The organism is Mycobacterium sp. 1245852.3 (genome assembly GCF_001669335.1).
GTDB classification, from domain to species: domain Bacteria; phylum Actinomycetota; class Actinomycetes; order Mycobacteriales; family Mycobacteriaceae; genus Mycobacterium; species Mycobacterium europaeum_A.
This window is the reverse complement of the sequence record NZ_LZLL01000369.1, coordinates 1-11,165: the sequence shown is the minus strand read 5'-3', so window position 1 is coordinate 11,165 and position 11,165 is coordinate 1. Positions and strand designations below refer to the sequence as shown.

Annotated in this window: 11 protein-coding genes and 2 pseudogenes; 5 read left to right on the top strand and 8 right to left on the bottom strand. The window is 67.6% G+C overall.

Translation table 11 applies throughout. The annotated features are described in order from the left end of the window. Window positions 1–132: 132 nt before the first annotated feature. Window positions 133–876, bottom strand: a complete 744-nt coding sequence (locus tag A9W96_RS16360) for an SDR family NAD(P)-dependent oxidoreductase (protein ID WP_082972318.1) — start codon at window positions 874–876, stop codon at window positions 133–135. A 17-nt stretch (window positions 877–893) separates the two neighbouring features. On the opposite strand from A9W96_RS16360, the gene A9W96_RS16355 reads away from it, so the two are divergent. Both A9W96_RS16355 and A9W96_RS16350 read left to right on the top strand, forming a co-directional pair. Next, a complete protein-coding gene (locus tag A9W96_RS16355; RefSeq protein WP_231999708.1) occupies window positions 894–2,036 on the top strand; it encodes an AraC family transcriptional regulator in 1,143 nt (380 codons plus the stop codon). Between the two features lie 118 nt (window positions 2,037–2,154). Then, a complete protein-coding gene (locus tag A9W96_RS16350) occupies window positions 2,155–3,660 on the top strand; it encodes an NAD(P)/FAD-dependent oxidoreductase (protein ID WP_067141246.1) in 1,506 nt (501 codons plus the stop codon). A gap of 15 nt (window positions 3,661–3,675) precedes the next feature. Here the strand turns inward: A9W96_RS16350 and A9W96_RS16345 are convergent, their stop codons facing one another. Further along, window positions 3,676–4,500 carry a hypothetical protein gene (locus A9W96_RS16345; protein ID WP_066881581.1) on the bottom strand — a complete coding sequence of 275 codons (825 nt, stop codon included), beginning with the start codon at window positions 4,498–4,500 and terminating at the stop codon, window positions 3,676–3,678. Beyond that, a complete protein-coding gene (locus A9W96_RS16340; protein ID WP_066868014.1) occupies window positions 4,497–5,105 on the bottom strand; it encodes a TetR/AcrR family transcriptional regulator in 609 nt (202 codons plus the stop codon). Before A9W96_RS16340 ends, A9W96_RS16345 begins: the two co-directional genes overlap by 4 nt. A gap of 150 nt (window positions 5,106–5,255) precedes the next feature. Here A9W96_RS16340 and A9W96_RS16335 point away from each other — a divergent pair, with 150 nt between their 5' ends. Beyond that, on the top strand, window positions 5,256–6,356 hold the full coding sequence (locus A9W96_RS16335) for a hypothetical protein (RefSeq protein ID WP_067141244.1): 1,101 nt from the start codon (window positions 5,256–5,258) through the stop codon (window positions 6,354–6,356). Window positions 6,357–6,362: 6 nt separating this feature from the next. On the opposite strand, the gene A9W96_RS16330 is transcribed toward A9W96_RS16335, so the two are convergent. From A9W96_RS16330 to A9W96_RS16320, 3 genes are read right to left on the bottom strand one after another with little or no spacing between them, the layout of a single operon-like run. Then, window positions 6,363–6,863: a DUF302 domain-containing protein gene (locus A9W96_RS16330; protein ID WP_067141241.1), complete on the bottom strand. Its 501-nt coding sequence runs from the start codon at window positions 6,861–6,863 to the stop codon at window positions 6,363–6,365. Between the two features lie 3 nt (window positions 6,864–6,866). Then, on the bottom strand, window positions 6,867–7,952 hold the full coding sequence (locus A9W96_RS16325; protein WP_067141252.1) for an NmrA family NAD(P)-binding protein: 1,086 nt from the start codon (window positions 7,950–7,952) through the stop codon (window positions 6,867–6,869). An 8-nt stretch (window positions 7,953–7,960) separates the two neighbouring features. Then, a complete protein-coding gene (locus A9W96_RS16320) occupies window positions 7,961–9,133 on the bottom strand; it encodes a thiolase family protein (RefSeq protein ID WP_067141238.1) in 1,173 nt (390 codons plus the stop codon). Between the two features lie 97 nt (window positions 9,134–9,230). On the opposite strand from A9W96_RS16320, the gene A9W96_RS16315 reads away from it, so the two are divergent. Then, window positions 9,231–9,707, top strand: coding sequence for a helix-turn-helix domain-containing protein (locus A9W96_RS16315; RefSeq protein ID WP_066868001.1), 477 nt, complete (start codon window positions 9,231–9,233; stop codon window positions 9,705–9,707). Here the strand turns inward: A9W96_RS16315 and rsgA are convergent. Both rsgA and A9W96_RS30490 read right to left on the bottom strand, forming a co-directional pair. Next, entirely contained in the window at window positions 9,691–10,686 is a 996-nt protein-coding gene (gene rsgA, locus A9W96_RS16310) for a ribosome small subunit-dependent GTPase A (RefSeq protein ID WP_066867998.1), read from the bottom strand. The genes A9W96_RS16315 and rsgA overlap by 17 nt on opposite strands. After that, a pseudogene (locus A9W96_RS30490) lies at window positions 10,683–10,853 on the bottom strand (3-phosphoshikimate 1-carboxyvinyltransferase); the annotation flags it as partial. The gene rsgA and the pseudogene A9W96_RS30490, both read right to left, overlap by 4 nt. On the opposite strand from A9W96_RS30490, the pseudogene A9W96_RS16305 reads away from it, so the two are divergent. Then, a pseudogene (locus A9W96_RS16305) lies at window positions 10,848–11,165 on the top strand (3-phosphoshikimate 1-carboxyvinyltransferase); the annotation flags it as partial. The pseudogenes A9W96_RS30490 and A9W96_RS16305 overlap by 6 nt on opposite strands.

The following is an 11,165-nucleotide window of genomic DNA, read 5'->3' as shown; positions in this document are numbered from 1 at the left end:
CGTGCACACCTTCGTCGCGGTAGTAGCCCTCCTGATCGGCGACGTGGGCGATCAGCTCCTCGTGAATGCCACGCCCGACGTAAGCGAGATCGATCGTGTGCACGCCGCACCCCTTTCCGGACGGATCGGCCGTCAATCCATGGCGAGGCCGCCATTGACCTCCAGGCAGTGGCCAGTGATGAAACCGGAATCCTCGCCGGCCAAAAACGCCACCGCCTTGGCCACCTCTTCCGGCGTGACGAGCCGCCCCATGGGACTTGTCGCCCCGAGCTGGCCTACTTCTTCGGCCGTCAACAGCGAGTTCGCCGTCGGGTCGGCGACCGTGGCGGGCGAAACGAGGTTGGCGGTGATCTGGTGTGGAGCCAGCTCGAGTGCGACGTACCGGACGAACTGATCCATTGCCGCCTTGGCGGTTCCCAACGTGATCATGCCTTGCCGGGGACGGCGGGACAGCACCGTAGTGAGATAGATCAACCTGCCATAACCACGCGAAATCATCTGGGGTGCAACGGCTTTTGTTAGCAGAAAGGTGGCATGCAGCTCGCGGTCCAGTTTGCCGCCGAGCTGCTCCCAGCTCAGATCGGCGAACGAGGTGACGTCGTAGGGGATCAGTGCGTTGTGCACGAGCACATCGATGCCGCCCCACCTCTCGTTGGTTTCGGCGACCATTGCGGCGACGTCGTCGGGCTGCGTGACATCGGCCCGGATCGCGGCGGCCACGCCACCGGCATCGGTCACGGCCGCCACCACCCGGTCTGCCTCGTCGGCGCTGGACCGGTAGTTGACGACCACCCGAAATCCCTGCTCCGCCAAGACCAATGCGGTTGCCGCGCCGATGCCCCGGCTGGCTCCGGTGATCACCGCGACACGACCCACGGACGTCACCTCCGACCGTGCTCACCGAGTGGCTGGCACGCGGGAACGATACTCCCGATCCGGGGCTGTTCGCCATACTGGAGGACGTGCAGGTGTTCGTCGGATCCCAGGTGTCGCACTGGGACTTCCCGCGCAGCACGGCCAGCGTCGCGTTGATGACCGAGTTCGGTTGCAGGAACGGGCTTGCCGTCGCCGACGTGCTCAACAGGTCCGGATTGTCGGAGGCCGACCTGCACGATCACGATCGGATGATCGTCGGGCGCCAGGAGTTGGCGGTCGCGGCGAATCTGGTGGACCTGCTGGGGGAGGCGGCCGGGGCGGCCAACCTGGGCATGCAGGTGGGCGGCAGCTATCACGTGGGATCGCTCGGCATCTTCGGCTTCGCGTGCCTGACCAGTTCGACGCTGGGCGACGCCGTCCGGTTCGCGGCCCGTTTCTACGAGCTCAGCTACGGGTTCTGCCTGCCGACCGTCACCGTGGAGGGACCGGTCGCGGCGCTGCGGCTCGACCTGCCCGACCTGACCGGACCGGTCGCGGAGTTTCTGGTGCGACGTGATCTCACGGCGATCGCCCGCGTCATGGCGGAGTTGCTCGGCGGCCGGGTCCCGTTCACCGCGATCGAATTCAGCGGCCCGGCGCCGTCGGAGGGGGACGACGCGGCCCGCGAGGTGTTCGGCGTGGCACCGCAATACGACTCGCCGGCCAACGTCGCGCGCCTGCCGGTTGCGCTGCTGGACACACGGCTGCCCCGGGCCAGCGAGCCGAGCGTGGCCATGTGCGAGCAGCAGTGCAGCGCCCTGCTGGAACGCCGCCGGGCCCGCACCGGCGTCGCCCTGCGGGTGCGGGAGCGCCTGGCGTCGATCGACGGCGAACCGCACACGATCGCGGCCGTCGCCCGGCAGTTGGCGATGAGCGAGCGGACGCTGCGCCGGCGGCTGGCCGAGGAGAACACGACCTTTCGGGAGCTTGCCGAGGAGGTGCATCGGGTCCTGGCCGAGGAGCTGTTGGCGACCGGCGCGCTCTCGGTGGAGGACGTCGCGTTGCGGCTGGGCTATGCGGAGGCGACCAGCTTCATCGCCGCGTTCAAACGGTGGACGGGCACCACACCGGCGCGCTATCAGCGCTCGGTGGCGCCCCGCACGCGGTCGCTGGCCGTCTGAGTCGCCCGCCGTCTGGCCAGCCCACCGTCCGCGCGCCCGCCGGTCGTGGCCGCAATCATGGATTTCTCGACCGCAATCGGCTGTGGGGGCGGGGCGGTGCGCCCATACCGTTTGAGTCATGACTTCGACCCATCGCCCTCGCGTGCTGGTCATCGGGGCCGGCTTCGGCGGACTCGCCGCCGCCTACGAACTGTCCAAGGACGGCCTGGCCGACGTGACTGTTCTGGAGAAGGCCGACGACGTCGGCGGCGTTTGGCGGGAGAACACCTACCCGGGCGCGGCATGCGACGTCCCGTCGAACCTGTACTCCTACTCCTTCGCCCGCAAAACGAACTGGGGCCGGCGCTACGCCGAGCAGCCCGACATCCTCGGCTACATTCGTGACACAGCCGACCGGTTCGGCCTGCGCGACCTGGTGCGCACCGGCGTGGAGGTCACCTCCGCCGCGTACGACGACGGCACCGCCACCTGGCGGGTGACGACCTCGGGCGGCGAGGTCGTCGAGGCCGATGTCCTGGTGCCGGCGGTGGGCCAGTTGTCGCGGCCGGCGCTGCCGGCTATCCCGGGGCTCGACCTGTTCGAGGGCCCGTCGTTCCACTCGGCGCAATGGCGCCACGACGTCGACCTGACCGGCAAGCGCGTCGCCGTCCTGGGCACCGGCGCGTCGGCGATCCAGTTCGTTCCGCGCATCCGCGAGGCCGCGCGGCACGTCACCGTCTTTCAGCGTTCCGCGCCGTACGTCATCCCGAAACCGGATCGCGCCTATACCGGTGCGCACCACGCCGCCTTCCGGAGGGTGCCCGGCTTCGCCGCCGCCATGCGCCAATTGATCTGGGAGATCTCGGAATTCTTCGGCCTCGCGCTGACCAAGGTCGCCCCACTCGCCCGACTGATAGGCGCGGTCGCGTCGCTGAACATCAAGCGGCACATCAAGGATCGCGCGCTGCGCGCGAAGGTCACGCCCGACTATCCGATCGGCTGCAGGCGGGTGCTGTTCAGCAGCGAGTGGTATCCGGCGCTGGCCCGTGACAACGTCTCGGTGGAGACCGGCGCGATCACCGAGGTGACGGCGACGGGGGTGCGCACCGCCGACGGGTCGCTGCACGAGGTCGATGTCATCATTTACGGCACCGGGTTCAAGGCCACCGAATTCCTTGTGCCCATGGCGATCACCGGCCGCGACGGGCGCGACCTGCATGCGCAGTGGGCCCCGGGGGCGCGCGCCCACCTCGGCATGGCCGTGCCCGGCTTCCCCAACATGTTCCTGATCTACGGCCCGAACACCAATCTCGGCAGCAGTTCGATCATCCTGATGATGGAACAGCAGGCCCGCTACATCCGCCAGATCACCGAGCACCTCGCGCGCGCCGGCACGGGTCGCGCGTTCGAAGTGTGGCGCAGCGTCGAGCAGGCCTACGACACCGAGATCCAGTCCCGTCTCGACAACGGCGTGTGGACCACCTGCGACTCCTGGTACCGCACCGCCTCCGGCCGGGTCACCACCAACTGGCCCGGCCTGGTTCGCGAATATCAGCGCCGCGCAAGGACGGTCGCGTTCTCCGACTACATGGAGGTGCTGCCCCGATCCGTTCCCGCGGCGGAAGCCGAGGAAATCGGCGCATGACGTCGTTCGACTACGTCAGGGGTGGGTGACCAGGTAGGTCTCGTTGCCCAGGCCGGCGGTGAGTTCCTCGACATCGAAGGGGCGATCGAGGCGTGCGTGCAGCGCCTTCGGATCGATGAGCAGGCTGATTTCCGCGGTTTGACGGGCGAAGAGCCGCCCGATGATGGGATAGATTCGACGCATCACCGCCCGCTCGGCGGAGGTGCAGCGCGAGGCGCAGTAGCCGACGTGGCCGATCTCATCGGTGAGAATTTCGCTGTAAAGCAGTTCGATTCGTTCGGCGACGTGCGGTTCGTCGGCGAAAAGCCTTGTGCCGGCCCGGCGTAATTCATCGAACAGGATGCAGCCCGCCATCTCCGCGGCTCCGACGAACATGAAGCCGAGCCGTTCGGGCAAAAATACGTTCACTTTGACGAACTGGCGGATGACGAAGGGTGGTGCGACAACCTGGAAGGTCAAGTCGAACGCATCGAGAGCGTACGCCAGCAGTCGGGTGTGGTAGTGCTCTTCCAACTCGAGGTAGACCCGTTCGGGCGGCACGCTCTCGTCGCTGTTGCGCCCGTAGGTTTCACCCAGACCCACGCCGAATCGCTCCGCCTGATTCAGCTTTGCGGTGGCCAGCAGGAAGAGCATCTTGTCGTCCAGGCCGGCTTCGGGTCGCCGGCGTCGCAGGTTGCGCAGGAAGATGTCACGGTCGGCGGGATGGGCCGACCGGACGGGATTGGCTTCCAGATCGCTGAAGAACCGCTCGCGATTGGCCAGCCGCCTATTGAGCAGATCGGCCTCGCCGTCGCGCCTGGCCAGGAAATTCCGATAGCCCTCGATGCCGGTTTGATTCATCGCTTCTCCATTCCCTCGACAATCGTTGTGACGTAACGGTTTAACAACGCGGCATCATGGGCCCCGGTGGCCAGCAGCGCGAAGAGTCCGGTGAGGAAGAACGTCGCGAGTTCGGCCGCGTCCACCTCGGCGACCACCTGGCCCGCGTCCTGGGCTCGACCGATGACGCCGACCAGAAATTGTCCGAGCGGGTGCTGGGCAAGCTCGTCTTCTACCGGACGGGTCGAGGAGAAATGCAATCCGAGCATGTCCCGGAAAACCGCTGCGCCCAGACGACTTTCGGCGCTGAGCACGTGATGCACCAGATGGGAGAGCACCGACGCCAGGTCCCCGTTGGCGTCGCCGAGTTCGCTGATGATGCGGGTCTCCTCGACGCGCTCCGCCTCGATGAGCACGTGCTCCTTGGTCGGGAAGTGGAAATAGAACGTCCCCCGAGCCACGCCCGCATCGGCGACGATCGCGCTGACGTCGGCAGCGGCCAGCCCGCGCCGCGCAATCTCGGCCAGCGCCGCGTCGAACAACCGCGCGCGAGTTTCCAGCCGGCGCGTTTCGCGGACGCTCGTACCCGGTGATCCGCTCGCAGATGGCGCGCGTCGTGACACCATGGTGGCACCGTACGCCAGGTGGCTGACGCCCGTCAATGACGGGCGTCAGCGAGTGCCGGTCTTCGGGGCTGCGGAGCCCGCTTGCCAGACATGTATCGTCAAGCTTCCGGTAAGCACTTCTGTCCGCGCAGGAACTAGAGGACCCACCACATGAGCGGTCAATGCAGCGACGACATCGAACGCATCACCAGCCGGCTGAGGTTCAGCTGCGAGCACGCGTCGCCGTGGTTGACGCTGCGCAATCCGTTCGGGTTGGCGAATTGGACGCTGCCGGTGCTCGAGCTGCTGATCGTCGCGGGTGCCGGGCTGGCGCTCTGGTGGGCGATCCGCCGACTGCGCCGCGATAGGGACCCCGTCAACATCGTGATCTGGTTCGCCACGGTGATCTACCTGCTCATCGTCGAGCCGCCGCTGTATTTTCCCACCGTCTTCGGCGTCGACGGCTCCCTCGGTGCGGTGTTCGCGCACAACGTCTTCACGGTCCAGTTCATGTACGACCGGCTGCCGCTCTACATCGTCGCCCTGTACCCCGCCATGATGACGCTGGCCTACGAGGTGGTGCGCGGCCTCGGCGTTTTCCGGGACTGGGGCGCGGTCGTCGGCGCGGTGTGCGTGGGATTCGTGCACAACTGCTTCTACGAAATCTTCGATCAGTTGGGTCCGCAGCTGCGCTGGTGGGCGTGGAACACCGACAACGCGATCAACCGTCCGATGCTGGCCTCCGTGCCGATGAGCAGCGTCCTGCTCTTCGCCACCGTCGGGCCGGCCTGCGTCGCACTGTTCAGCCAGCTCCTGATCACCGGTCCCATTGAGCGCGGGCGATATCTGAGCCGGATTACATTGATCGGCCGCGCCTTTGGGATCGCGGTGCTGGTGCCGGTTTGCCTCGTCATCGCCAATGTTCCGATCCTGCTGGCCGGTGGCGAGCATCCCGACAGCGCACTGCGCCGGGCGCTGTACTACATCATTCTCGGGGCGTTCGCCGTGGTGGCCGTCCCTATCCTGGTGCGGCAGTGGCGCAACACCGCGTTCACGCCCGGGGCGCGCAACGCCTTCGTCGCCGTCTTCGGGTCGGCATTTCTGATCGTGCTCGGGGGTTTGTGGTTGTCGGCCGACGGAACACCCACCGGCAACCCGGTCTACGTGGGGGCGTGTTACCTGCTCGCCGTCGCCCTGACGCTATCGGTGACCGTGCGCGCCGGTCGACCGTCGGCTCTCATCCGCCGAGAACAGCTGACCGGCACGGGGTAACGCCGGTCACGCGGTGACCTTCTCGGCCAGCGCCGCCAGCTTCGCATCGAGTCCTTCTGCGGCGCTGAGCAATTCGGCGTTCGGCTCGACGACGATCAGCGACGACGGCTTGACGTAGGTCAGGCTGCTGGCTGAACCCTCCTCGAGTAACAGCAACTCGACCGGGGCGAACAGCCCGGCCGTCACGTCGTGGCGCAGCATCGTGATCGCGATCAGCGGATTGCCGAGAATGACGCGCAACGCCTTGCGGTCGATGCCGGCCTTGGTGATCCAGGCGCCGTGGTCAACCAGACCGAACAGCATGAATCCGCTTGGCCCAACGCGAGATTCGACGCGCTCCTGATACGAATCCCAGTCACTCGTGGAAGTGGCGATGTCGTTGATCGGCACGGGTTGCTCGCCGATGTCGGCCAGTAGGGCGGCGACGAGTTCCTCGTAGCTCTTCTCGCTGTGATAGCGCACGCGCACGCCGTCGAAAGGGATTTCGTGTGGGTCGGAGGTAGACATCGGCTACAGCCTCCCTTGCCGCTTGTCCTCGCCGATTTTGAGTATCGGAGTTCGATTCTCCGGTTGGATCCGCTCCCAAAGGCCACCACCACTGCGCTGCCGCGCAAGGTGATCTTGACGCCGGAACCACTCCTCGGCACTCCTGATCCGGTTCGGGTGGATCTCGTCGAGGAGCGCATAATCCCGTTTGACCACGCCGTGCTTCCAGAGATTCCAGAACCCGGTGAAGTTGTCGCGGACGTTCATGGTGCTCTTGTCCTTCCGGTCGGCGTTGTACCCCGCGGGCGCGTCGGCGATGACGCCGAGTGGACCGTTTCGCCAGTACGTGTCCAGGTCGGTGTCGACGTACCGCGCCGGATGTCCAGTGACCTTCTCGAACGCCGCGGCGAGATCGGCGTAGGCGATGTCGTCGACAGCCACCTCGAGATCCATGCCGTTCGCGCGCTCGGGATGGTCGAAAAGCCAACGGACGTAGTAACCGCAGTCCTCGAGTGACACGTGCGGCACGACCCCGTCTCCGAGTGGAACACGCCACGTCAGGACGCCGTCCTCGACGGTGGGCGTCATCGGCGTACCGGGCGAGATCACCATCTCGAGGTAGGGGCCCGAGGTGAACAGCGCCGCGCCCATCCGATCGCGATTCACCTGATTCTGGAACAGAATCCACTCGCCAACGCGCCCCTTGCCGTCGTAGTGACCGGTGCGGAACCGAGAGTCGTATCCCGCCTTCTTCAGCCCGTAGTCGAGGTTTCCGTACACGAAGAATCTGATTCCTTCTTCGATGGCGATCTCGTAACTGCGGATCGCCCAGTAAATCTCGGCCTTCTCGCCGGTGTTGAACCCGTCGATGTTGACGAAGGCTCCGTCACAACCGCGGAATCCCTCTCGCAGCGTCGCTTCGTCAGCGAACGATCCCTCCACGGCGGAGACGTTTTCGAGCTCCAACAGTTCCCTGGCTCGCCGGCTACCTGCGTCGCGAGTGAGAAACCGAACCGAGTATTTCTTGTCGGCGACGAGCGCGCGGATGATGGGCATGCCCTGGGCTCCGGTGCCGCCGACGACGAAGATGTTCGAGGTGGCCTGCGACATCGACCGGCTCACAGTCGCTCGATGATGGTGGCGTTGGCCATGCCGCCGCCCTCGCACATCGTCTGCAGACCGTACCGACCGCCGCGCTGCTCGAGAGCGTTGACCAGTGTCGTCATCAGCCGAGCGCCGCTGGCGCCCAACGGGTGACCGATCGCGATCGCCCCGCCGTTGACGTTGGTCTTGGCCAGGTCCGCCCCGGTGTCCTGCGCCCAGGCCAGCACGACGGGCGCAAACGCCTCGTTCACCTCGAACAGGTCGATGTCGGCCAGCGTCAGGCCGGCCCGCTGTAGCACCTTCTCGGTGGCCGGAATGACGCCGGTCAGCATGTAGAGCGGGTCGGAGCCCACCACGGTGGTGGTGTGGATCCGGGCCAGCGGGCGCAGCCCCAGTTTCTTGGCGGCCTCGCCGCTGGTGATCAGCACCGCGGCGCTGCCGTCCGACAGCGGCGAGGAGTTGCCGGGCGTGATCTCCCAATTGATCTGCGGGAAGCGGGCTTTGGCCGCGTCGCTGTAGAACGCGGGCTGCAATCCGGCCAGCGTCTCGACCGTCGTGCCGGGGCGGATGATCTCGTCGCTGGCCAGCCCGGCGATCGGAATGAGCTCGTTGTCGAACAGCCCTTCCTTGGTGGCGCGGGCGGCCTTCTCGTGGCTGCCGGCGGAGAACTCGTCGAGCTGGGCGCGCGAAAAGCCCCACTTCGCGGCGATCAGTTCCGCGCTGATGCCCTGCGGCACCAGGCCGTCGGGGTAGCGGCGCGTCATGTCCGCGCCCATCGGGTTGCTGCCCGGTGACACCTGGGAGCCCATCGGCACGCGACTCATCGACTCCACGCCACCGGCGATGACGATGTCGTAGGCGCCGGCGATCACGCCCTGCGCGGCGAAGCTGATGGCCTGCTGGCTGCTGCCGCACTGGCGGTCGATCGTCACGCCGGGGACCGACTCCGGGAACCCCGCGCCCAGCAGGGCATTACGGGCGATGTTGGCCGCCTGGTCGCCCACCTGGGTGACGGCGCCGGCGATGACGTCGTCGACCTGGGCCGGATCGACGCCGGTGCGTGCGAGCAGTTCGCGCAGGCTGTGCGCCAGCAGATCGGCGGGCAGCACGTCGTGCAGCGCGCCACTGGCCTTGCCCTTGCCGATGGGGGTGCGGACGGCTCCGACGATGACGGCGTCGCGGTTCATGACTCCTCCTCGAGTCCAGATCATCTAGGTATAGATCGCTGTACCCAGATAAACACCTCGGTATGCTTAAAGCAACCCAGCTGCGGAGGTGATTTGGATGACACTGCTGCAAGGACCGCTGGCCGACCGCGACTCGTGGTCGGCGGTGGGACAGTGCGCGATCGAGAAGACGATGGCGGTCGTCGGAACCAAGTCCGCGATGCTGATCATGCGCGAGGCGTACTACGGCACCACCCGATTCGACGACTTCGCCCGCCGGGTGGGCATCACCAAGGCCGCCACCTCGGCGCGGCTGAGCGAACTGGTCGAGTTGGGCCTGCTGCGCCGCCAGCCCTATCGCGAACCCGGGCAGCGCAGCCGCGACGAGTACGTGCTCACCCAGGCCGGCATCGACTTCATGCCGGTGGTGTGGGCGATGTTCGAGTGGGGGAGGCGCCATCTGCCGGGGCACAACCGGCTGCGGCTGACCCATTTGGGCTGCGGCGCCGAGGCGACGGTCGAAATCCGTTGTGCCCAAGGCCATCTGGTGCCGCCCGACGAGCTCGGCATGCGGCTGGCTAAGAAGTCTGGTTGAGCGCGGCCAGCAGCCGCCGCGCCGCGGCGACGCGGCGGACGGCCGGCCCGGTCAGGGTGTCCAGCGCGCACTCGGGGTCGGCCGGCGGACCCATGTGCCCGCAGCCGCGCGGGCAGTCGGCGATGGCCTCGGCCAGGTCGGAAAACGCCATCATGACGTCGTCGGGCTGGATGTGGGCGAGCCCGAAGGACCGGATGCCCGGCGTGTCGATCACCCAGCCGGTGGTGCCCAGCGGCTCGGTCAACGGCAGCGCCACCGACTGCGTCGAGGTGTGCCGCCCCCGGCCGATGTCGGTCACGTCGCCGACGGCGCGGTCCGCGTCGGGCACCAGGCGGTTCACCAGGGTGGACTTGCCTACGCCGGAATGGCCGAGCAGCACGGTGATCTTCCCCGCGAGCAGGTCCGCCACCGCGAGCAGGGGATCGTCGCGGCCGGCCTCGACCACCGTGAGGTCCAGGTCGACGAATTGCCGGGCGAACGGCTCCGGCGGGGCGAGATCGGTTTTGGTCAGGCACAGGATCGGCCTGAGCCCGCCGGCGTAGGCGGCGATCAGCGTTCGGTCCACCAGGCCGGTGCGCGGCGGCGGGTCGGCCAGCGCGACCACGATCAGCAGCTGATCGGCGTTGGCGACCACCACCCGCTCGGTGGGATCGGTGTCATCGGCGGTGCGCCGCAACACCGTTCGGCGCTCTCCGCGACGCACGATCCGGGCCAGCGTGTCGGGGCGCCCGGACAGATCGCCCACCACGTCGACGTCGTCGCCCACCACGATCGGGGTGCGGCCCAGCTCACGGGCCCGCATGGCGGTGACCCGGCGATCGACGTCGCCGCCCAGCACGCACCCCCAGCGGCCGCGGTCGACGCTGACCACCATGGCCGCCTCGGCGTCCGCGTGCTCGGGACGGGTCTTGGTCCGCGGTCGCGAGCCCCGGCCGGAGCGGATTTTGACGTCGGACTCGTCGTAGTCGCCGGGCCTCACATGCCGGGCTCTTTCCCGGGCTCCAGCATCCGAGCCCACAGCCGCGGGAAGTCCGGCAGCGTCTTGGCGGTGGAGCCGATGTCGTCGACCTCGACCCCGGGCACCCGCAGCCCGATGATGGCGCCGGCCATCGCCATCCGGTGGTCGGCATAGGCGCGCCAGGTTCCGGCGACTACGACGGTTTCGACGTCGACCTGCGCGCGGTCGGCGAGCTGACGCCGTCGGTGGCCGCCCTGGCGGCGCTGGCGACGCCGGGATCGGTGTCGCGGCTGTCCGGCATCGCGCATCTGCGCGGGCATGAGACCGATCGGCTGGCCGCGCTGCGCAAGGAGATCAACCGACTGGGCGGCGACTGCTCCGAGAGCCCCGACGGCCTGGTGATCACCGCGACCCCGTTGCAGTCCGGAACCTGGCGCGCCTATGCCGACCACCGGATGGCGATGGCCGGCGCCATCATCGGGCTGGGGGTGCCCGGGGTC